The organism is Zoogloea sp., from assembly GCF_030157465.1.
Classification (GTDB): domain Bacteria; phylum Pseudomonadota; class Gammaproteobacteria; order Burkholderiales; family Rhodocyclaceae; genus Zoogloea.
In genome coordinates this window covers 80,114-103,066 of sequence record NZ_JAOAUU010000054.1, presented here as the reverse complement: position 1 = coordinate 103,066, position 22,953 = coordinate 80,114, and the positions used below count along the sequence as shown (strand labels likewise).

15 protein-coding genes and 1 pseudogene are annotated in these 22,953 nt (G+C 59.5%); 13 read left to right on the top strand and 3 right to left on the bottom strand.

Annotated features, from left to right (window positions below):
• The first annotated feature begins 103 nt into the window (after positions 1–103).
• The 3 genes from Q1W26_RS06045 to Q1W26_RS06035 are packed head-to-tail and all read left to right on the top strand — an operon-like array spanning position 104 to position 3,998.
• The gene (locus Q1W26_RS06045; RefSeq protein WP_300437193.1) at positions 104–1,642 is read left to right on the top strand and encodes a DUF2235 domain-containing protein; all 1,539 of its coding nucleotides are present in this window, start codon (positions 104–106) and stop codon (positions 1,640–1,642) included.
• Between the two features lie 2 nt (positions 1,643–1,644).
• Positions 1,645–2,934, top strand: coding sequence for a toll/interleukin-1 receptor domain-containing protein (locus Q1W26_RS06040; RefSeq protein WP_300437191.1), 1,290 nt, complete (start codon positions 1,645–1,647; stop codon positions 2,932–2,934).
• Positions 2,931–3,998: a hypothetical protein gene (locus tag Q1W26_RS06035; RefSeq protein ID WP_300437188.1), complete on the top strand. Its 1,068-nt coding sequence runs from the start codon at positions 2,931–2,933 to the stop codon at positions 3,996–3,998. The genes Q1W26_RS06040 and Q1W26_RS06035 overlap by 4 nt, the downstream gene beginning before the upstream one ends.
• Before the next feature lie 49 nt (positions 3,999–4,047).
• Here Q1W26_RS06035 and Q1W26_RS06030 read toward each other — a convergent pair whose 3' ends face one another.
• Positions 4,048–4,854, bottom strand: coding sequence for an alpha/beta hydrolase (locus tag Q1W26_RS06030; protein ID WP_300437185.1), 807 nt, complete (start codon positions 4,852–4,854; stop codon positions 4,048–4,050).
• Between the two features lie 233 nt (positions 4,855–5,087).
• Between Q1W26_RS06030 and Q1W26_RS06025 the strand changes: the two genes are divergently transcribed.
• The 6 genes from Q1W26_RS06025 (at position 5,088) to Q1W26_RS06005 (ending at position 13,622) form a co-directional block, all read left to right on the top strand.
• Entirely contained in the window at positions 5,088–6,467 is a 1,380-nt protein-coding gene (locus Q1W26_RS06025) for a toll/interleukin-1 receptor domain-containing protein (protein WP_300437182.1), read from the top strand.
• Between the two features lie 97 nt (positions 6,468–6,564).
• Positions 6,565–7,473, top strand: coding sequence for a MoxR family ATPase (locus Q1W26_RS06020; RefSeq protein ID WP_300437179.1), 909 nt, complete (start codon positions 6,565–6,567; stop codon positions 7,471–7,473).
• A gap of 2 nt (positions 7,474–7,475) precedes the next feature.
• Entirely contained in the window at positions 7,476–10,535 is a 3,060-nt protein-coding gene (locus tag Q1W26_RS06015; protein ID WP_300437177.1) for a formylglycine-generating enzyme family protein, read from the top strand.
• Positions 10,468–10,875 (top strand): SUMF1/EgtB/PvdO family nonheme iron enzyme, encoded by a 408-nt coding sequence (locus Q1W26_RS21490; RefSeq protein WP_366143642.1) that lies wholly within the window; start codon positions 10,468–10,470, stop codon positions 10,873–10,875. Before Q1W26_RS06015 ends, Q1W26_RS21490 begins: the two co-directional genes overlap by 68 nt.
• A gap of 127 nt (positions 10,876–11,002) precedes the next feature.
• On the top strand, positions 11,003–11,917 hold the full coding sequence (locus tag Q1W26_RS06010) for a formylglycine-generating enzyme family protein (protein ID WP_300437175.1): 915 nt from the start codon (positions 11,003–11,005) through the stop codon (positions 11,915–11,917).
• 334 nt (positions 11,918–12,251) lie between these two features.
• Positions 12,252–13,622 carry a S8/S53 family peptidase gene (locus Q1W26_RS06005; protein WP_300437172.1) on the top strand — a complete coding sequence of 457 codons (1,371 nt, stop codon included), beginning with the start codon at positions 12,252–12,254 and terminating at the stop codon, positions 13,620–13,622.
• A 96-nt stretch (positions 13,623–13,718) separates the two neighbouring features.
• On the opposite strand, the gene Q1W26_RS06000 is transcribed toward Q1W26_RS06005, so the two are convergent.
• Both Q1W26_RS06000 and Q1W26_RS05995 read right to left on the bottom strand, forming a co-directional pair.
• Complete coding sequence (locus Q1W26_RS06000) at positions 13,719–14,672, bottom strand: hypothetical protein (protein ID WP_300437169.1); 954 nt, start codon at positions 14,670–14,672, stop codon at positions 13,719–13,721.
• Entirely contained in the window at positions 14,659–19,611 is a 4,953-nt protein-coding gene (locus tag Q1W26_RS05995; protein ID WP_300437166.1) for a hypothetical protein, read from the bottom strand. The genes Q1W26_RS06000 and Q1W26_RS05995 overlap by 14 nt, the downstream gene beginning before the upstream one ends.
• Before the next feature lie 258 nt (positions 19,612–19,869).
• On the opposite strand from Q1W26_RS05995, the gene Q1W26_RS05990 reads away from it, so the two are divergent.
• The 4 genes and pseudogenes from Q1W26_RS05990 to Q1W26_RS21485 all read left to right on the top strand — a co-directional run.
• Positions 19,870–20,064, top strand: a complete 195-nt coding sequence (locus tag Q1W26_RS05990) for a hypothetical protein (protein ID WP_300437164.1) — start codon at positions 19,870–19,872, stop codon at positions 20,062–20,064.
• A 515-nt stretch (positions 20,065–20,579) separates the two neighbouring features.
• Positions 20,580–20,906: a hypothetical protein gene (locus Q1W26_RS05985; RefSeq protein ID WP_300437161.1), complete on the top strand. Its 327-nt coding sequence runs from the start codon at positions 20,580–20,582 to the stop codon at positions 20,904–20,906.
• A gap of 482 nt (positions 20,907–21,388) precedes the next feature.
• Positions 21,389–22,240, top strand: coding sequence for a glycosyltransferase family A protein (locus tag Q1W26_RS05980; RefSeq protein ID WP_300437158.1), 852 nt, complete (start codon positions 21,389–21,391; stop codon positions 22,238–22,240).
• Positions 22,140–22,730, top strand: a pseudogene (locus Q1W26_RS21485) (glycosyltransferase family A protein); the annotation flags it as partial. The gene Q1W26_RS05980 and the pseudogene Q1W26_RS21485, both read left to right, overlap by 101 nt.
• Between the last annotated feature and the right edge of the window lie 223 nt (positions 22,731–22,953).

Genomic DNA, 22,953 nt, shown 5'->3' with positions numbered 1-22,953 from the left:
GCGGGTTCTGTCTGCATCAAGAGCGGTGTCTTGCCTGTTTGTCATTGAAACCGATCGGTTCGTGTGCTTAGCTGAAAGCCCGACAACCTGAGAGGCATCCATCATGGCCAAGAATCTGATCGTCTGCTGCGACGGAACCTGGAATACGCCGGAGCAGCGGGAGGGCGGGCTGCCGTGCCCGACCAATGTGGTTAAGCTCCACAACCTCAGCGTTGAGGACGAAAGCCAGCGCCGGTATTACCACCCAGGTGTCGGGACGAACGGTGGGGTGTTCGACAAGGCGCTGGGTGGTGGTGTGGGCGTGGGGATCAGCCAAAACATCAAGAGTGCCTACGAGTGGCTGTGCCGCAACTACGCGACGGGGGATCGCATCTTCCTTTTCGGCTTTAGTCGTGGGGCGTTCACGGCGCGTAGTCTGGGAGGGTTTGTTGCCCGCTGTGGCCTGCTTGATCTGTCGTCACTCACCGACGCGGAGGCCTGGAGTCACGTCGCTTATGTGTACGACAAGGGTTACCGCCCCCCGAAGCCCCCGACTAAATGGCCGAAGGACTACAGTTTCATCCCCGGCCCGCTGGTTGGCGGCAAGGTGGATATCCACATGATCGGTGTCTGGGACACGGTGGGCGCCCTCGGGGTACCGGATGATCTGGTCTTGCTGGATCAGTTGTTCGATGATGCCCGGAAATACCGCTTTCACGACACGCGTCTCAGCCCGGTGGTACGCCATGCCCGCCACGCCGTGGCGATGGATGAGGTGCGAGCGAGCTTTGCCCCCACCTTGTGGGACGAGGGCACCGAACGGCCGGCGGACGGCAGTTTCAAGCAGCAATGGTTTGCCGGTGTCCATAGCGATGTGGGGGGCGGTTATGCCGAAACGGGGCTCTCCGATGGTGCGTTGAAATGGATGGTCGATGAGGCGATTGCCGTGGGGCTCAAGGTTAATCCGGCCCTGCTCGCGCAAGTGCAGCCCAACCCGCGTGGTGTGCTCCACGATTCAGCTTCGGGCGTCTGGGAGCTTCTGCGCACCCTGCCGCGGGCGACGCCGCCACTCTTGCCGTCTCTGGCAGGGTCGGTTCTCTCGGCTCAGGTCATCGAGCGACACACGGCTCCCCCTCTTAGCCAGGCGCCGTACTGGCCTACCCGCACGTTGTCGGTAGGCGACGAAGTGACGCTGGACGTTTTTGCCCGCCCGCACTGGAACCCTACAGGCATTTATCTTGAGGCCGGCGCGACCTACGGCTTTTCAGCAAGCGGCGAGTGGCTGGATGCAGACATCGCTTGTGGCCCCGATGGGCCGAAGAAGGGCGTTTTTCAGTTGGGGCGGATCGCCCAGGTGTTTGGCAATGTCCTTGGCGAACTGGAGGAAAAGTACAAGGACTTCACCGAAAAGGCCGGGTCGGACTGGTGGGGCACCAAGCGGGTCGAGTCGGCTGACTGGTTTCAGCTCGTAGGCATGGTCGCCAATCAGCCCAATGCGGACGCGAGCGGCACGCCGACCGAAGGCGAGTTCATCCTGATTGGACGTCAAGCCATCCACACACCTTCGGCCTCTGGTTATCTGTACGGATTTGCGAATGACGCCTGGAAGTTTTACGGCAATAATCGGGGCAAGGTGTCCCTGACCATAAAACGCGTGAAGTAAAGATGATCCACCAAGGCAATGAAGTGGTTCCCGAGGTCTATGTGCTCTGGCACCCCGGCTTTTCCGAGGGCGAAGCACTCGCCCGGACGATTTACGGATGGGTGAGACCCAACGGCCTCGGGCCACAGGTGTTTTACCGTAGCCTACCCGCGCCCGAAGCACCCAAGCCGCCGGAATCCCTCCCGCACGTGCTGCCACCCTGCATTCCGAGGGAACGGCGCAAAGAGTCCGGCGAGTTCCCGCGTTATCCGGAGTCCAGCGACAACAACCTTCAGGTGGTGATCCTGCTGATCGATGCGAATCTCATCGCTGACGCTACATGGCGGCACTGGATCAATGAACTGGCGGAGTCCGCTGTGGCCTCCAGGCGGGTGCTCTTGCCTGTTGCCCTCGACGGTACGGCGTATAACGTCCCGCCTGCCATGCATGCCTGCAACTTCCTCCGTCCAGCGGGCGTTGCGGCTACTGGGCCAGATGGCAGGTGGTCCCTCGAACAGCGGGAAGTGGTAATCCGCTCGTTGCTAAAGCAACTCACCGAAGCCCTTTGTGACCTGATGCTGCAATTCGACGAGTTCCGCGGTGGCGGTGCGCCGCTCGAAGTGAGCCGTTCAAAGGTGAAGATATTTCTGAGCCACGCCAAGGCCGACGGCACTGAGCCCGCCAAGCGCATTCGCGACTATATCTACAGCCAGACCCAGATCGCTGCTTTTTTTGACGAGAATGACATTCCGTTTGGTTCCCTGTTCGACAAGGTTCTGGATGGCAACGTCGCTGGCAGCGCTCGTGCGGCGGCTTTGATTGCGGTACGCAGTGCCGTCTATGCCGATCGCCCCTGGTGCCGTCGGGAACTCTCCCTGTTCCGGCAGCCTCGCCAGGAGAGGGTGCGAGGGCGTCGCAACCAGTTCTGGATGCTCAATCCAGTGCTTGTTGTGGATGCCCTGAGTGACGGTGATGAGACCGTATGTATCCCGGAGTTTGGCAATGTGCCTACGATCCGTTGGTCCTCGGCCATCCCCCTTCAGGAGGAAAAGATCGTGACGTCGGTGCTGCGCAATGTGCTGCTCGGTGCTCACAACCAGGCGCTGGGGCGGAGTATGCCCGACGAGTCAGACTGCATTGTGCTCAACTGGCGGCCTGACATCGCGACCTTGATGCAGATTCCGCGAGTCAGAAACAACACGAAATGCCGGGTCTTCTATCCGGGGCGCGATCTTTCGGGCCCGGAACTCCGCTATCTTGGGGACTTCTTTTCCAGGGTACGGTTCATCAGCTTCGACCGGATCGCCCCATGAGCTCGAATTCCATCTCCGCGCCCAACAGCACCCCCCCTCTTGTTGCCATCTCCGTCTCCTTTGAACGGGAGAACCTGCTGGCGCGTGGTTTGGGGCTCGACCACCTCAGGGAGCTGCTGATCCGTGTCTCCAGGCCCTTGCTGCGGGCCGGCGTAAGCCTTGCATACGGAGGCCACTGGGCAGATACAGAAGATAATTTCACATACGACTTACTCCGTCTCGTCAGCGCAGAAAAAGCTGTGGAGTCCGAACGGCGCACCGCCGAGCGTCCGCCTGGTGGCGTGGAGTCCGCTGCCGCGTCAGCGCAGACTGGTCGGCTGATCAATCACAGCGCATGGCCCTATTATCAAAAGATCACCCCTGCCATCGAGGCTCAATGGATCAACGTGTGTCGCATCGTGAGGGTGACACCCTCGATGGCTGGGCTGTCGGCTTTGCCGGAAGCGCTTCCGCAGGCTGCCTCGCCGGACGATGAGGCCCGCAAGCGACAGGATTTGTGGTGTGAGGCCGTCTGCCTCAGCACGATGCGTAGATTCGCGCTGGACGGGATTGAGCTTTTCATCCCCGATGTACCTCAGGCTGAAACCATACCGCCCATTGCGGCGCGTATCGTGCTTGGCGGCAAGGTTGAAGGGTATCGTGGTTTTGCGCCCGGGATCTTTGAGGAAGTGCTGCTCAATCTGGAGGTTAGGCGCCCGCTCTTCCTGCTCGGTGGCTTCGGCGGTGCTTCAGAGGTCCTCGCCAAGGCATTGCTGGGCGAACCCTCCGGCAGTATGCCGCATGAACTGACCGAGTCCGGGCAGAGGGAAAAGACGCCTGCGCTCGCCAACCTCGCTGATGTCGGCCACATTTTGCCTTTACCCGCAAGCGTCCGCGACACTTCTAGCTTGCTGTCAGACCTGCAGACGGCGATCATGAAGGCGCGGATTGATCTGCCGGCGGCGCTCAACTGCGGGCTTGACGACGCGGAGGTTCGACAACTCCTGACAACTCGCAACATGCGCGAGGCGCTCAAATTGGTTCAGCGAGGCCTCACGCACTTGGGTGTGATGCCAGCGGTTTGATTTGTGCGACTTCGCTGGCCACCCGCCGTGCGCGGCTCGCTCGCATTGCTCAATCCATCAGTCGCTGCACCCCAATTCCGTTCAAGTCCCCAGGCTTGGCTATCCCGGAAAAATCAACGGCCGAGCCGGTGACCAGTTGTCGATACAGGGTAGCCAGGCTGGCCTTCTTTTCCTGCCCCTGGGGCACGAAATAGCGGTGATTCACCCTGCACGCGCTCACGTCAACATAGCTCACGCGGGCAGACGTTGCGCCGGGTGCTCGGAGATCGCAGCCAAGCATGTTGGGGCGAAACGCAAAGCCGGCGGCGCTCAACACCAAGTCGTGCTCATTGATGCTCACGTAAATGCGTTCTGCGGCGCCGATGTTGTCCAGCCAGCGAGCATGTCGTTTTGTCTTGACCGCGGCCGAGGTGAGCACGAGATTGCTGAAGAGGAGGCCCGCATCCGCCGTCAGCAGGTCGTCTTTGGCTGACTCGGCAACGATGATGTTACCCATGCTGTGCGCCAGCAGTGCGGGGCGAGCCACGTTATGGGTGTCAAGATAGCCCCGCAGGGCGTTGAGCAGCTTGGCGAAGTCGTCGCAGGATGCGATCGGGCGGTTTTCATCGTATCCCCCGTCGTCGGCATCCCAGGTGAAGCCCAGCACGGCCACCCCGTAGGCAGCGAGCTCCCGGTAGATGCCGGATTCCACGCTTTTCTTCGGCTCTCCAACGCCCTTGGCCCGCCCGTGGAGGTAGATCAGCACCGGCATTTTAGTCTGGTAGCACTGGTCCAGCGCCTGGCTTGCCTGATCGATGCTCAGGCGTGCTTCCGGCGCGATGAAGAGCGGACGTGCTGCATCGTATTTGAGCGACATCTTCGCATTCCCCCCTGTTGAGGCCGAGACAGATTGCACCGGCACCATTCTGGTTTAGGTGATGATGCTGATGGCGTCAATGTGAGTCGTTCTCGATGTTTTTGTAGCTGTTGGATCGAGCTTGGCGGGCGACCATCCAGGCCCTCGGCGCACGATGGACAGCGGGCAGTCTCATGCCATATGCTGAGTCCGGAACAGCGTGCTCTTGGGTTTGCAGGGTTTGGGGAAAAGCAATGGCTCAGCAGGGCGATTTTCGGGGTGGGGTTTTCATCAGTTATCGGCGAGATCCGGCGCTCGAGGATGCCAGGAGATTGCATGGTTTTCTGGAGGCGCGTCTGGGAGAGAACCGGGTCTTCTTGGATCAGCGTGTCATCCCAGTCGGCGCAGCATTCCCCGAAGAGATCGACACGGCGTTGAGGCTGGCGCATCTGGTTCTGTTCGTCATCTCGCCGGGCTGGGCGGACGAGTTTCACAGGCGCGAAAAGCTTGAAGGCGTGGACTGGGTGCGGCGAGAGGCACAGATCACCAAAGAACGTCGTGGAGACGGCATGGCCAATCCACCGAATGTGCGCGTGGTGCTCGTAGGTGGGGGGAAAATGCCCGCAGCCCACGAGTTGCCCGATGAGCTTTGCTGGCTTGCAAGTATCAATGCGTACCCTGCCTGCAATGGCGACCACTGGCACTCAGACCAGCAGTGGCTTGACGATTTTCTGGCGGACGTCAATGCCGCGGTGCCACGCGCGACAGACCCACTCAATGACCACTGTCTTGAAAAGTTGGCAGCGGAATGCGCCCAAAGCATCTTCGAACGACTGGCCAAGTGGACCGAGCTGAAGACGCTGAAAGACCTCAAAGACGACTGGGACAGGAAGTTCAGCCCCACCAAAGCAATCGATTCGGCGAAGGCGCTGAACGAACTCCGATCTACTCTCGAGTCCCTCAACAAGAATGACCGGACAGCGCTGGCTAATCTTGGAGCCGAGAAGCGTAAAGAGCTGCGGAATGATTGCGTCGCAATCGTTGCGGAGCTATTGCGCTTGGGCGCGTGTCGGTTGGCTGCCCAGCTTCCGGCACTAGGAGACCATACGACTCCGATTGCAGCAAAGTGGCTGGCAACCCAAGCCTTCGCCGCGGCCCATAGCCAGGGTGGGCGCAAGGCGCGTATCTCGGTTGAGGCGGGAACGTTAGGAGCGCTGAACCAGTTTGGTCTGGAGCGGACGATGGACCAAGGAACAGTCACTGCCGGCATTCTGAAGGACCAAAGCTCAATAATTCTCGATCAACTCTGGAGCATGGTGCCAGAGTTCGAGGGCTATCAGCCCACCTTTCCGCCCAATCCCAGAAGCCCGGACGACATTGCCGATCTGACCGAGGCGCTCAATTCGATGAGTAGTGATGATCGCGAGGCCCGAGTGACGATTGCGTTGCTGGGCGACTCCCCCGAGGCCGCCGGAGCGCGCATTCTGCGACGCTGGCTCGTCGATATGGGGCTGGAGATCGACGTGCTGGTTCGAACCGGGAAAGAGGCCAATGATTTTGGCACCAAAGAACGGGAACTCATCGGCCCCTCATGGCGCTGTCTCATACAAATCGAGAAAATCTCAAATGACTAAGATCGCCCTTGGTAAAGCATCAGGTGAGTCATCCCTGCCCGACTATCCTGCGACTGAGCCTATCCCCATCCCCCCCGATGGCACTTGGCCCAAGTCCGTGCATGTCTTTGACGAAGACACCGTCGCCGCCCTGCATGCCGCCGAGGTCACTGGCCGGCCACTGCTGCTGCGGGGCGATCCGGGAACCGGCAAGAGCGAGACCGCGCGGGCTGCCGCGGCTGCGGCCAAGCGGCCGTTCGTGTCGGTGGTGATCGACGGTCGCACCGAGCCCACCGATCTCAAATGGCGTTTCGATGCGGTAGCGCGCCTTGCCGATGCACAGGTGGCCAAAGCGGATCAGCCCTTGAAGAACGAGCGCGCCTACCTTCTGCCCGGGGCATTGTGGTGGGCCTACAACTGGAAAAGTGCGCGTGAGCGGCTTGACGAGGTCAACAGCGACCGTAATCACAAGCTCGCCGCGCCAGGAACGCCGCCTGAAAAGTGGAGCCCTGAAACCGGCCGCGCCGTGCTGCTGATCGACGAAATCGACAAGGCCGATCCCGATCTCCCCAATGCGCTGCTCGAAGTTCTCGCCAACCTGGGTTTTCGGGAGCCCTATGGCGGAACAGAGGTCGCATGCACCGAAGCCACCCGGCCCCTTGTCATCATCACCACCAACGAGGAGCGGGAGCTGCCCCACGCCTTCCTGCGCCGCTGCCTGGTTCATCGGCTGGAACTGCCCGATGATCGGGAAGCTCTCATCGGCTGGCTTGTCAATGTGGGTTCCCGTCATCAGGCTGCCCTCAAGTGGCCGGCCAAGTGTTCGAAAAAGCTCATGCTACAGGCCGCCGCTTATGTAGCCGACGCCCGTGACAGCCTGGCCAAGACAGGGCGCTACCTGCCCGGCACTTCCGAGTTCCTCGACATGATCAAGGTGCTCGCCACGACACCGGCTGACATGCACGAACGGCGATTGGCGCAGCTCCAGAAACTGGCGCTTCACAAAGGCGGCGCCAGGCATCGCTGAACATGAACAAGCCCCGCGTCTTTGCCGCCGACATCCTCCGGATTCTCGACGCACTGCCCGAGTCTGAGCAGATTGCGGCCTGCCGCGCCGTGGGTTTCGAGCCGATTGAAACGGCGGCAGAAACGCCGCCCTCCAATAAGCTCGACCCCCAGCAGCGTCCGCCGGATGGGGGGGGCGATGCGCCCCAGCCCAAACTCCCGCCAGACACCGCCACCGGCTTCGGCCCGATCTTCTGGCGAGTCGCCCAGGATCTGCTCATTCCGGCGGCGCCCCGGCAGCAGCAGCCCCCCGCCTGGCTGACCAGCGAGCCAGCCAGCTTTGACACGACGCGCTATGTCTCGTCCAGGCCCGGCGCGGAACGTTTGCCCGCCGTGCCCCTCGTCAGCGCCGAGCACTTTGCCAGTTTTGTGAGCGCCTACCTGCGCCCCTACCAGGCAGGGCAGGCGCCCGATCTACCCCGCGCGGTCGATCGCATCGCCAGTGGGCGCAGCGTGCAGCCCTTGCCGCGCCTCGCCCGACGCAAATGGCCGGGGTGCGTGCAGGTGGTGCTGGACTGGAGCGGCGTGCTCACCCCGTTCCGCGACGATCTGCTCTCCCTGCTCAATCAGCTTCGCCGCCTGCTCGACCGGCGTATCGAAGTGCTGGTGACCAAGAACGGGGAGACCGGCGAGTGGCTTCAGGCATCTGGCCTGGCCAGCAGCCTGCGCTTCGATGGCAGCCCCGTCGTGGTGCTGGGCGATGCTGGCAGCTATCGCTCGGGCTCCGGGCTTCAGCGCCGCTGGGCAGCCCTCGCCCGTCAGCTCGGTGCGGTTGGCGTTCGTCCGCTGCTGCTGGCCCCGGTGCCATTGCGCCTGCTGCCAGATGAACTGCGGGAAGTGTTCGATGTGGCGCTGCTCGGCGAGGGCCGTGGCCTGAGCCTTCTCGGGGGGCACGCAACGGACGATCATCAAGGCGAACAGGCGCGGGGCCGCTACCAGCGAGGGCTGGATCATCTTCGTGCCGCGCTGTTCGGCAACAGCCACGTGTCGTGGCGCTTGGTGCGACAGCTGCGCCTTGCCTTGCAGGACTCGCCCGACGACCTCGCCGTCGACATCGGTACCGAAGCCGAGCTGTGGCAGGACGGCGACGTCTGTGCGGTGGCGACTGGCTGCGCGCTGGCGGTGGGCGCAGTGGAGCCCGCGCTTGGCGTGCTCAGGCAACTCCGCGCCAGCCAACCGGAGGTACTGTCGCGACTCGTCGCCCATCATCTGGCCGAACTCACGCACGCCTCCCCGCTGCTCCACGCAATCTTCATGAGCGAAGTGCGCCGCTCGGGGATCGTCGCGGACGACAACGATTTGCAGGCCCACGGCCAGGCCGCCGACGCCCTACTCACAGACCTCGCCCGCTGTCTCTACGCCCGTCCACCAGGGCGCGATGCGAGAGAGCTGGCGGGGGTGCTGGGCGATTTCATCGGCGGTCTCAGTATGCGGGCGCCCGGCGCCGTAGGGCGAGGCGGCGACGCATTGCAGACCGCCTGGGCGTTGGTGAGGGCTGAGGACATCCGGGAAGGGCGTGTCGGCTTGCCTGAAGGTTTGCGGCTGGATCAGCTGGACTGGCTGATTCCGCCCGATCGTATTTCGTCCGGCCCGCTCCATCTGGTCGCTGCAACGGAAGTCAGCCAGAACGGCGGGAAAGGCATGGGCCTGCGGCTGGAACTGGTGGAGGCGTCACCCTCGTCAACAGTGCCCTCGGCGCTCATCTGCAACCTGGAGGATGAACTGCCGGTGACCATCGCGCCGGTCGTTGCGCGTGATGTGGATGCTCGTCATGTGCTGGTGCCGGGTCGGGTGCTGAATCTGCCGGGTGGGCAGGCGTACCGGATCGTTACGCGGCGTAGGGACGTGGTGATCGAACCGTTTGAGCGGCCGGTGTGGGCGAAATCCGTTGGTTTCGTGGATGGGTACGTTCGTGCTGTTCGGCAAGCTGGAAGCGAGTTGGCTTGGGTGCCAAGGCAAAAGATGCATGTCCTGGCCCATGAGCCACTGCCGATTGAAGGAAATTCCTCAGCGCTGTCGGCCTCCGTCGCCGGAGAAATCACACTCCCTCAAGCGGGCTGGTGGGATATCGGTGGTCCAGAGAACCCGCTTGATGTCTTGCTGCGCCCGCCTGCGTGGGCTGTGCGCCACGGAGCCGATGAATTCGGCCTCTGGGCCGAATTCGACGTCCCCGGACGATCCACCACCGTCACCCAGCGCTGCCGCTGGATCGCCCCCGGCAGCTTCCCGATGGGCTCGCCGGAGGGCGAGGTGGGTCGGCGCGACAACGAAACCCAGCACGAAGTCACCCTCACCCGGGGCTACTGGCTGGCGGATACCGCGTGCACCCAGGCCCTGTGGCAGGCGGTGACGGGCGACAACCCGAGCGACTTCAAGGACGACCCGGCCAACCCGGTGGAGCAGGTGAGCTGGGACGACGTTCAGACCTTCATCGCCCGCCTCAACGAGCTGGTGCCCGGCCTGGCCGCCGGCCTGCCCACCGAGGCTCAGTGGGAAAATGCCTGCCGGGCGGGCACGACCACCCCCTTCTCCTTCGGCAAGAACATCACGCCGGAGCAGGTGAACTACGACGGCAACAACCCCTATGCCGACGGAAAGAAAGGCCTGTACCGGAAGCGCACCGTCCCGGTCAAATCCCTGCCGCCCAACCCGTGGGGGCTGTACGAGATGCACGGCAACGTCGACGAATGGTGCGCCGACTGGTACGGCGACTATCCGCAAGGCCCGCAGATCGACCCGTCCGGCCCGTCGGAGGGCGTCTTCCGCGTGCTGCGCGGCGGGTCGTGGTTCTACAACGGCCAGTTCTGCCGCGCTGCCTACCGCATCTGGGGCGAGCCAGGCAGCCGCCTCTACACCATTGGCTTCCGCCTTGCCCCAGGTCAAAGGCCAGGCCCGGTAGGGCAGGAGGCGACGCGGCGCGCGGACGGGCAGGCGCAAGCGGAGCGCGCCGGCCAGGCTGCGGGCAGCGACGCCGGCGGGCGAGGCTCAAAGACTCACAGCAGGAAGGGAAGCAAAAAACCATGAGATTCCGCTTCTTCACCATCCCCGCCTTCGACCCCGACGCCGCGCAAGACGCCCTCAACGCCTTCTGCGCCCAGCACCGCGTCGTGGCATCAAGCCAGCATTTCGTGGACCGGGGCGTCGACAGCTTCTGGGCGGTGTGCGTGGGTGGGTGGAGGGTTCCGTCTTCCCGCCCCAGAGCAAGCGGGAGTGGGTGGATTACCCCATGCTGCGCGGCGGGTCGTGGAACAACAACGGCCGCAACTGCCGCGCTGCCAACCGCAACAGGAACGAGCCAGGCAACCGCAACAACAACATTGGCTTCCGCCTTCCCCAGCTCAAAAGCAGGAGACTCCGCCTTTGACCAGACGATCATCCAGTCTGCGGCGCCCCCACGGGTCGTGGCAAAAACCCAAGGCCACCCGGCGCGTGAGTAGGCCGTGCAGCAGCACCGCCGAAAGCCCGTCGGGCCGGCGCTATCGGGAGGCGGCATGAGCTTCGTGCTACCCGATCCGTTCCCGCCGCCCTGGGCCAGCGAGTGGGAAGAAGACGCCGAGTGGGGGCTGGCGGCGACGCTGAACCTGAACGGGGTGAAGCAGACTTTCCGCTGGATTCAGCCGGGGACTTTCCTGATGGGCTCGCCGGAGGGCGAGGTGGATCGGTACGACGACGAAACCCCGCATCTAGTCACTCTCACCTGCGGCTACTGGCTGGCGGATACCGCCTGCACCCAGGCTCTGTGGCAGGCGGTGACGGGCGACAACCCGAGCGAGTTCAAGGACGACCCGGCCAACCCGGTGGAGCAGGTGAGCTGGGACGACGTTCAGACCTTCATCGCCCGCCTCAACGAGCTGGTGCCCGGCCTGGCCGCCGGCCTGCCCACCGAGGCTCAGTGGGAAAATGCCTGCCGGGCGGGCACGACCACCCCCTTCTCCTTCGGCAAGAACATCACGCCGGAGCAGGTGAACTACGACGGCAACAACCCCTATGCCGACGGAAAGAAAGGCCTGTACCGGAAGCGCACCGTCCCGGTCAAATCCCTGCCGCCCAACCCGTGGGGGCTGTACGAGATGCACGGCAACGTCGACGAATGGTGCGCCGACTGGTACGGCGACTATCCGCAAGGCCCGCAGATCGACCCGTCCGGCCCGTCGGAGGGCGTCTTCCGCGTGCTGCGCGGCGGGTCGTGGTTCTACAACGGCCAGTTCTGCCGCGCTGCCTACCGCATCTGGGGCGAGCCAGGCAGCCGCCTCTACACCATTGGCTTCCGCCTTGCCCCAGGTCAAAGGCCAGGCCCGGTAGGGCAGGAGGCGACGCGGCGCGCGGACGGGCAGGCGCAAGCGGAGCGCGCCGGCCAGGCTGCGGGCAGCGACGCCGGCGGGGGTGAAAAGTGGGGCAGAGAATGACTGTGCTGCTCGTGGGCGAAGAAAGGCCCCGTCGTACGTGCCGTCTCCCCCCGTCTTGACGTTTCAGGCCTTCAGCCTCTCCAGGCGCTGAGCGGCCACAGACAGACTCCCGCCCCCCCAGTGCCATCTTGAACTGGATGCGCCACTCGGAACGGAGCGGATCGCCCCGGTCGAACTCCGGATCAGGGATGCCGTAGCGCTCGCCGACGGTCTCGAGTTCGTGCAGATGACCATCGTGCCAACCCATCATGGACGACAAACCACACGCCATGTACTAAAAATCCCATAGAGATCAGCGCTCGCCTGATCCGGCACCCAACAGGAGGAGATCACCATGGCCCAGCCTTACTACCTCGTCACCGGAGACCCCAAGAAGCTGGCGAAGATCGCCAGATATGCCCGCAAGCTGACCGGCAAGCAGCAAGGCGACCCGGTGCTGGCTGTCGGCAGCCACCGGATCGTGCTGATGCCGGCGGCCGTGAGCCGGATGATAGAGAGTGCGCCGACGCAGCCCATCACCGGCTTTCCGCCCAGCTTCGCCGAGATCATGGAAGGCATGAAGGCCGAGGGTGCAACCCCGATCAACCAGGGCCGGCTGGCGGAGCTGCTCGCCACGCGGGAGCCAGCCGAGCTGGCGGGCATCCCGCGCGCCGAGCTGGATGAGTCGGACCTCGTGATCGATGGCTGGGACTGGCATCTGAAGCGTACCCGGCTGGTGGACGCCTGGGGCCTGGTGGGCTCGGCGGAGCGGATCGACTGGAAAGGCCTGCGGGTCGGTCAGATCGACACAGGGTTTCGGGAGATCCCCTGCCTGGGCTTCAAGGGCGGCCAGCCTTCCAGCTTCGTGCTGACCGACTTCGACCGCAATTTCTTCCCGGGCGACTTCACGCGGGACCCGTTCCAGTACGTGGGAAACCCCTTTGCCAGCGAATTCTCTGCCCTCGACCCGATGCTTGGCGGCGCCAATGACGGCCACGGCACCCGCACCGCCAGCGTACTGGCTGGCTTCGACCCGAGCGTCGACAGGCCCTATTTCGGTGCCGCGCCGCAGCTGCCGTTCATCCCCGTCCGCATCTGTGACAGCGTGATCATCAACCACGTGCAGGGAGCCCTGGCCCTCGCCATCGAACATCTGGTGCGGCATGGCTGCAGCGTCATCACCCTGAGCATGGGGATGGCGCTGACCCTCATCGACGACAGGCTCAGGAAGGCCATCGACTACGCTTATGAGAATGGCGTCATTTTGGTTGCCGCCGCAGGCAACGTGTGGGACCTGGTGGTGGCACCGGCCCGCCTCAACCGGACCCTCGCCGTCGGCGGCTGCACGCCGGCCCTGATCCCCTGGATCGGCAGCAGCTTCGGGCCCGAGGTGGATCTCTGCGCACCAGCCTGGCCGATCCGCCGCGCCTCGGCCGATCGCAAGGGGCGGCAAACTTACGGCTACGGCGACGGAACATCCTTCGCCACACCCCAGGTGGCTGCAACCGCAGCCCTGTGGCTGCTTTACCGCGGCGAGGAGATCCGCGCGCGCTACCCCCAGAAATGGCAACGGGTCGAAGCCTTCAAGACCCTCGTGAAAGACACGGCATCGGCTGGGGGCGACTGGAATCGCGAGCAGTATGGTGAAGGGATCCTGGACGCCTACGCTGCGCTGCGGGCCGACCTTCCCCCTGCCGACGCGCTTCGGGAGGACAAGCCAGCCTGACGGCACTGCCGCCACTCGAAAGATCGATTTCACCGCGCATCGTTGCTGTGCCTGGGGTTCGAGGGTATGGCTAGGACAAACGGGTGGTCGGAATGTTCAATCACCCTGCCAACTCTCGAACTGAATTTCAATTTGTTTACTGATCTCAGTGATAAATGGTTTGAGGGCGTCCTTGTTCAGAATCCGGATCAGGGTCAGCCTGTCGATAGCTCCCGTCAAAATGTTAAGAGTTAATGTCACCTCTGCTTTCAATTCATCGCAAAGTGATACCCCTGGATGCCGAATGAGAAGAGCGTCATGACTCGTTCCAATATATACCTTGAGTTTCTTGTTGCTTTTGAAAAAATCAGAATAAGGCTTGCGCATGCCTGAATTTACAGAAATCAATCGAGCAGAAACCGTGTGCTGATTAACATCTTCTATATTGTCCAGAGTTACTTCAAACCGCTCTGCTGACTCGAGCTGCTTAGGAAAATCGGTGTGACCTCCAGACGTCAAGGTAAAATCCGGAGCACTAACATCAAATTTGTATTTTTCCTGAGGAGAAAGGCAGCGCCGTGTCAAATTGGGGTCGGGGCTCGTCGAAAGAACCTTGAGGACATCCTCCATGTTTGCAACACCCCCGCTTTGATAAGATCTAATCAGCTCCTGAGCGATTTCAATCGCACGTTGGCTTCCTCTTTTTGTGGCCTCGCTACCCAGCGGCTTGCTGTTATCGAGAAAGTTTGACTCGGCATCACCTACATCCGAAGGCTCCTGTGATTCATCTGCGCCGCAGTCCTCAATCTCTTGTTGCGGGCCTTTAATACGGACTAGCGCAACCATTGTCATGTCACGGGAAATGACGACTTTTAAATTAGCCATCCCAGTCGGGCGAAGGTCAAAAAGTTGCTTTTTCGCGGCTTCGAGAAGCCGAATCAAATCGTCCATCTCCACCCAATCTCCGGGTGGGGATAGCCGGCTTCGTGCCTCTTTAAGAGAAATAATGGGCAGGGTCAGAACATACTGAATCGCAGCCTGATTGAAAAGGTTTTTATCACTTTTGGTCATTATTTTTCTCGTGTAAAAGAATTGAAATTTGCGAACGGAGAAGAGCTCTGAAAAGTCTTGTGTACCGGCCCTGCGGTCGAGGTCCTTGTCTGGACTTGTCGCGGGGAACAATCTGAATTCGATACCGCATAGTCTTGACCAGAGACTGTGGCTTAATCTCGATCGCGCTATCCATATTGTTTAGAGCCGATCGGAGTTGAGCCTGCTCTTGATCCATTTCTGGGAGAACTGTAAGTGTCAAGCGAGGCGGAATGAGACTGAGCAATATCCGTGCAGCCTCTATCACATGAGTGAGAGGCGACGCTGAGTTTCGTTTTTCCGAAGACGTTGCCAGAAAACCGAGTTTCAGTCGGTCGAGGTCAGTGCACCCCGCAATGGCTGCACTCATTTCCGGACATTCTTCCCTCGCGAATTTAATTGAAATGCCGCGCTGGCTTGAATCTTTTGAAAAGACATCTACATCAGGGATTGCCTGATCAAGCCATTTTGAGTCAGCAGCAGACAGTCCGAAGGTGTCAGCACTTAATTCACGTGACCATCCGTTAAAACGAAGTGCAAGGTAGCTGATCTTCAAGGCCTGCCTTGCAGGCTGCAGTTCCTCCGGCGCAACCTCGGTCCGTGACCTGGACGTGGGCTGCATAAGATCCTCAATTGATTTGATATCGCTGGAGAAGTGGGATCGACAGAGGAGCTCCTGCCAAACGTCCTTTCTTTCCAATTTGTCATAGTCACTATTTGAGACTTCAGCTCTCTTTAGTCTTACAGCTGAACGCGAAAGAACCTGGCGAATGTTTTCCTCCTTTATTCCGGGAAGGAATCGGGAGAAACCAGATCTTGGCCTAAAATCTAAGTTGCACTGGTAGTTAGCCGCATAGAAAAATATAGGCCACATTGAGAGGTAATACTTGATCGCGGAGAGTGGGTGGTGCCCGGCAGATACTGCGGCTAGCCCCACATCGTTCCAGCGTTTCTCCGGAGCACGATCCATTTTCGGAGGCGGATTACAGTTTTGCATCGACTGAATGGCTTGTTCAAATTCAGGCCATACCAGTCGGCACTCAGCAGAGCCACGCAGGGAGTGCTGTTTAACCAGTGCCTCTCCTGTAATGAATCGAAGGGCGTAGTGCATCGCGCTTCTAATGTCGGCGATATGCGTGTGATCCGACTCGGGGGCGGTCGAGAGAAAATACCCCCTCGATTTAGGGTGTGCAGAAAGGATTCTTTTTTTAAGTGAGGCAAGTACCTCACATATGGAACGTGGAACTGAAATACGACGCCGGCTTGATTTTGGATGTTTTAGATGGCTGTACCCAGAAGTTGTTACCTCTAACGCATCCAGATCGGGAAATGTATGCTGAAAATGAATAAGCCCGACTTCAGCTGGGCGAAATGCGATTGAGGTATTTAATTGTGCGTAGAGTGCGGCGCGTGCTTCATCGAGAGAACCCGCCTCGAACGATCTGGTCATTACCCCGACGATAGCTTCTGCCTCTCGCGTCGTCACATACGTGCTGGAGGCATTGTGGCAGCGGCCGATTCTTTCTTGGTTTTGAGGGTCCCAAAGAATGTCGTTAGATATTGCGATACATCCCCTGCTTCGCCAGAAGCGCGCAAAGTGTCGATAAATGGACGAGGCTTGCTTCTGGGAGTCGCCAGTGGAATCCCCCAAAACGAGTCGACGCCCTTCTTCCCATTGCGTACCGTCCAGGTCTTCCAGCTCTTCATTTAACTCGACCTTCTCAAGGAACGGACGCAGCCTCGATAAATAGGTCGACATCGAAGAGACCTCAAGATGTGATTTTTCACTTTTCTTTTTTTTGCATTCGGCGACAACCCAATCCGCTACATCGACGGCGATGCCAATGGAAATGCCGCAGTTTGCTTTCCATTTTCGAAGATTATCGGTAAGTGTAGTCTTGCGCGCACCATCTTCACCGTAGTGCTTGGTGTTGTCTCCCATGTGATTCACGATGCGGATTACTTGAGAAAGAAGATCGCGATCACTCCTATTAGGAGATTTTCGTGGAACTCTTCGTTCAGGTGCATCAAAGAGTCCCGGACGTCCATAGGCTATACGGGCAATAGATGAAATTGATATCGCGGCAGCCTCCATTTCGGTGCTTCCGGCCGTCACCAACCAAGGCGGAAGTCGAATCACATGGTACGCGCGAGCGATTTCTGAGTACTGATCAAGAAAGGAGTCTGGCTCGGATGCCCAGATGGTGTTCAGTGTAAGCGACGAGATCCAGCTGCGTGTCATTGTCACGCACTCTGGGTAGCTCGGGATTGGGCTCTGCCAAGCGGCATTGACCATCATCGTGGTGATGGGGTGGAGAGGCATGCTTACCGGCTGTTCGCTAGGCCGTTCAATTCTGAGGATCAGAGTATTACCTAATCTCCAGATGTCTTTTTTTGAAATGCTTTCCCATGCTGAAGCGATGCGCGACGGCTGCCAAAGCAACTCAACAAACATTAGTGAATTAAAAACGACCACCCAAGTAGATAGCTCGCTGGCGCCGGAAAGAAGCTCCTTCACAATCAAGTCCCCCAACGAGGAGTAGGCGAGCGTTTGGTTGTGAAATGGCTCTTTGAGACGGATGGGCGGCGGATCAAAATCATCGGCGACTTCCAACTCGGAAATGGCTCCGCGCCGCTTGGTTTTTGGCAGGATCGTTACCCGAGGAAGAACGCTGGAGGGTAGGAGTAGCGATGGCCAACTTGCCTGTGCGACATCCGCGTAGACGTCTTCTAGCAACGGGCGCAGATATTCGCACGCCTCGGCGGGTGACAATCCTCCTGCCGGATTAAATGTGGCAGCCGCCTCCCGGGCATGCCCAGTGATCACCCTTATCAACGGCGCGTAGACTTTCCTTCTCACCAATTCAGAAACAATGAAGTGGCGTCCGCCGTTTTTTGCCATTCCAGTTTCAGCTCCATCAATGGATTGCTGCTCCAGCCTTACTGGACGAAGGGCTGCGACAGTGTCAATTTCGACAGTAAAGAAAACGGGTGAGAATGGCCTTTCTAGATTCGAGATCTTATTTATTTTATCCGCTGTCGCCGGATGTTCCTTGGCGAGCCTTTTTGCCAGAGACCGGAGCGCAGCAAGATGGCCGTTAAGCAAACTCTTCACGGACGATATCTTTGGGATGATTCGAGTGGAGTTGTTCTGCGTTAGCTTGTCATTCAGTTGCAAGTACTCCGTCGACGAATAGAGCGAAGTGAAATTGCTTCTTTCAAGCTTGCTCCCACGGTGGGCACTAAGAATGACAAAAGCTTTGGCGCTCAACTCTGAAAGTCGATTGAACTCTTTTACAAACCGACTGATTGGCATGCGCGGAGTAACCCTACCAACGATACTGCTCATTTCGTCGCGGATCTGCTGGAGAGAGTTTCTAACGATTTCAGGCTTCGGGCAGAGGGGAGAGCCCACATACCGTGGATCGGGTGTTTCAACGCACTCACCAAAGCCGAGATAACTGAAAGCTCCGCTTACTGCGTTCGAGATTGCATCCTCACGAATACACAGATAGTCAAGCTCAGCAGGAGCGCTCAAGCGAAGATCAAGGCTGGCGAGCGCGGCTAGAACTTTATTTCCGCTCACCTGATGTACAACTGCGCCGAAACTATAGGCGATGCGTGCCGAATAGCTGGAAGGTGTGTCTGAAGTGGCGCCGCCGGAGCGCAGGAATCGTCCGTACTCGTGTAAGACGTCCTCCGTCTGTGCATCGTCTCCAAATAGAAACGCCAGCAAATTGCCGGAAGATTCTCGATTTATATATTTTTTATTTAATGCGACGGCGGCCAGCTTCGGCAGCGGCAGTCGGACGATTTGGCTGGGCTGATGGCCCCCCGCCCAGATTTCTTCCGATGTCGCTGTTCTGGCCACCAGTTGTGCCAGATTCCAGCACACATGCGCGTTACGGATGTCTACCCAGATGTCGTCGTTTTGTGTGACGGGAAGCGTCAATGCCAAGCGGGCTGGCAGTGCAGAGACCAGCGATACCGCTGACAAGATTGCATACGCAGATACATCGTTATTTGTGAAGCTTCCCGGGATGTGAGCCAAAACTGCTTTTAGCAATGGCGGAGATAAAATATCCCAATTTTCCAGCCCCAGAACTTGCGGCCAGGGTGCGCGGGTCGCGCGCGAAGCCTGCCAGCGAATGATGGGACTGCCTTCCTCCAGCACGTCCTCTTCTGGCTCATTCGTTTCAGATTGCGAATATCGATCTTCCGATCTTTCACCGCTGGTCTGCGTATCAGAACCGAGGTCTTCATCTGATTTTTCCTCGGGATACCGAACTGCGGGGCTCACGGGGATGACACATGTGACGCCGTAGCCAGCTAAAGTCCGGAGTAGCTTTACGATCGGATCATGACGCACCTCCTTGGAAAGACCCTCGAGTACAGTGCTCTCGGGTTTAATGAGAGGAATGATATCCTTCCAAAATTGCGAGTGATGTCCGCGACGAGCACTACAGTCGACCAAGATCTTAAGGGCGTCAGAAATACTTTCCCCGATTTCTTCACCTTTGCCCATGTGCCATAGAAGTGTCAGCCCGAGAGCTTGACGGACTCTTCTCGCATCTGAGTTGGAGCGAGCCTTGTCCACTGATGAATGCCAGAGCGAATAACTTTTCGGCAATGGTTTTAAGTCGGGGAGGCTTCGCACGACCGAAGAGAGTGTTGTCGAAGCGATCAGACACGCACGAGCGTTTTTGACGGCCTGCACAACATGTGAAATATCGGTCGAGTTCTGCACCCATGCCTGTGACAGCGCCTCAAGTGAGTCGATAGCCAAGCCAAATGCCACTAGAAAGCCCTGTCCGGCAGCGGGGCAATGGATAGTCGATGCGACGAGCCTGGTGTAGAAAAGCTCGTCGCCGTTCAGCTCACTATCCAGCCACGAGAAGCCTGCATTAACAGAACTGCTCACGGCTGGTAGCTCCGCGCTTGATTTGGCTGATTGTCCGAATGACTGAACACCCTCGACCACGAGGTCGATTTGCGCTGGCATGCGACCCGTCTAGGCGGGGGTGTGAAGAAGTGGGCGCTGCTCTTCATTTCAGGTAAGGCTCATCGAAATTGATTTTGTGGACGTTATCACCGCTGCGCGCACGAAATAGTTCTGGGCACGGTTAGTTCGTAGGTGGCAAGAAAAAAATCGTGCAACGGAAAGAAGGAGTTCAAAAAAATGAAAATTTTTGAATGTCTCGACGATCAAAGTGTATCCGAATCAATTCGTTTTCAAAGCGATTTCTCATTTTCGGAGAATGAAAACGAAAATGCTTTCGAAGCGATTAAAATAGATTTTGTTTTCCAAGTCGGAGTTTCAATGGTGAAACTCTCGGGCGCCTCGAAAACCTCGTTTTTCGGAAAACCGGCATAGCTAAATCAATAACTTACAGCGGCGATCTCGGAAAAATTAGGGAATTCTCGAGGCGCCCTCTGATTTGTTTTAGTAAACGGAATTCGGCGCGTAGGGTCGATGGCGGAATCGGTTGCGCGCGTGGAGTCGGCCTGGGTTCTCCGCTGTCGGAGAGCGCAAGCATGGATGTCCAACCTCGGGTGCCCATTTCAGGCTGTATCGCCGGGAGCGACAGAGCCGCGCCCGCTCCACGCTAAAGGTTCTCAAGCGGCCTCACCGGCGTCGCGCCGTGGACGCGCTGCTCGGCAACCTGCAAGATTCATACTCGCGCGCTTGGGCGTTGAGGCCCGCCAAGTCGCGGAAGCGCCGGGTGGTGGGCAGGAAGCTGCCCTTCATGTACCGGCGCGCGTCAAGCTAGTTGCCACCTGAGTCATGCAGCCAAAGGCTGTTTATTCGTGTTGCCCATTGGCATGGCGACGACGAATTCCCGCTCTGCGACGGCTGGGTCCAAGCCAGCCTTGCGTTTTGGCCGAGGTGTGAAAGCGAGCCATCTTGAGCGCCAGATGCTGTTCGAGGCGCTGGACGAACTCGATGCCGGCCGCGACCTGCTGGTGCTCGACCGCAGCTATGTCGGCAACACGATGGTGGCGTCCCTGGCGCAGCGGGGGCTGGGCTGCTGCTTGCGTGCCGACACCCAGGGCTGGCGCTGCGTTGCCGATTTTCTGCGCTCGGGCGTGCGCGAAGCAGGTGGTGCCGCTGGCTGCGCCGCGCGCTGCCGAGACTTCGATCTACGAGATACGGCCCACACCGACCCCGGTGCGCCTGATTCACGACGCCCCCCAGCGGCAACATCCGCGTGCTGATGACCAACCTGCTCGACGCCCGGCGTTATCCGGCCGAACAGTTCGGGGCACTCAATCACCGCCGCTGGCGAATCGAGGGGCCTTCAAGCGGATCAAGCATCGTCTGCGTCTGTAGGCGCCCAGCGGGCTCACCTATCCCGCCTTTCAGCAGGGCTTCGGGGCTGCTGGGCTCAATCCAGCCCTGGGCCAGCGTGCGGAAACGGGCCGCCTTGGCCCGTCCCATCAAACCAGAGCGGGCAATCTCGCGCTCCGAATCGCCCTAACGCAAACGCATCAGGGTCTGGCGGCACTCATACATCTCGATGCTCCTGCAGGCCCCCAGCTCTCTCCTGCCAAACCAGGCAGGGGTTGCGGTGGGCGCCGCTGACAACGTATCGGCGAGGAGTTGAGTCAAAGGCTGGATTGCATAAACTGAGCGACTGAACGCCGATTCCATGAAAATGAGATAATCATCTCCTCCTTAAGCAATACATCCTGTTCGCATGCTGACTGGCCTCACAAACAACAAGAACATTTGCCTGACCATTGTCGGGTTGATCGCAGCCCTCCCAACGAGAGACACCTTGCTCAGGGTAGCCATTCCATCGATTGCGAGCCAAGTAAGGCAATTGAACGCGCTAGTCATTGTCACCGATAACTTCTCCATGTCGGCACGCGTAGTGGAAGCACTCAGAAGACAGCTGCCACGCACGGACGTCCATGTTCTGAGCAGCGAGAAGGCGGGCGGAGCAGCCAATACCTGGAATACAGGGATCGAGTACATCGCAGTTCACTGGCCGGAAGCCTATGTTGCGATTCTTGATGATGATGATCAGTGGGATCCCGAGCACTTGAGTATCTGCGAGGACGCAACGCGAAGTGCGGGTTCGCCAGATGTTGTAGTCTCGGGGCTTCGGATGCTCATCGATGGTGCAGAGGTGCCGCGTGATCCGCCGCTGTCGTTTTCCGTTGAGGATTTTCTGACCGGCAACCCCGGCTGGCAGGGTTCGAACACGTTTATCCGCCTGACAACGCTGCTTGCGGCGGGCTGTTTTACAGAAGGGCTCAAGAGTTGCAACGACAGAGATCTGGCAATCCGGGTCCTGTCGCTTCCCGATCCAAAGCTTGTCTTCACTGGTAGCCATACGGCTAGCTGGAACCTGGACACCGACAGATCCAGTCTCTCCTCTCGAAAGAGCGAGGCGAAACGCATAGGGCTGGCGCAGTTCCTAGCGCTACATGGCCACCGGATGAATGAAGCCGTCAGGCACCGTTTCTTCGAGCGTGCAGAGAATCTGTTCGGCTGGTCCGAAGAGGAGATTCAGGCAGAGGTCGGAGTCGCTGCGCATGCGTGACTCAGCTCCGCGGCGCCCTTGTCCCGTGCTCTCGGCCCGTGCGCTACATGCTCGCGGTACGCTCACAGCCAAGATCCTTTCCGCCGAAATCGTCATCGGGATTACCGTTTGTAACCAGGCCCAGCGGCTGCCACGAGCATTGAGGTCAGCGCTATCACAAACGGTCGTCGATAACGGCCAAGCGGTCGTTGTTCTGCTCGATGATCAGTCCACGGACGGCTGGCGAGAAAGTTGCGGCAAGCTGCTAGAGCATCCGAGCGTGTTGGTGACCGAAGGTGTCTGTGGCTCTGCATCCCGAGCCCGCAATGCGCTGCTCGACTTTGTCGATCAACACCTTCCTGGCGCTCGTTGGGTCGCAAGGCTCGATGCGGACGACGTCCTGGCTTCCACTGTGTCGGTCGCCGAGTTGTGCCGCGAAGGCGATGAGTCTGGGGCTCAATATGTGCTCGGCAGCAATCACCTTGCAGGTGATGATGAGCTACTAGATCGTTCAAACATCGCGGACCCTGCAGTTTTACTGGATCGCCAACGGTTGGTCCACTTTGTCGAAGGGTTCTGCCTGCACGGAGCGCATCAGGAACTGCCTTCCTGCAACCTCGTGCTGCGCAGTAATTCCGGAATCCGCTATCCAGATGTCCGAAGCGCCGAAGATCACTGGCTTGTGGCATCACTCCTGTGCCTCCATTCCGACAAGGGTGTCAGACGACACATTA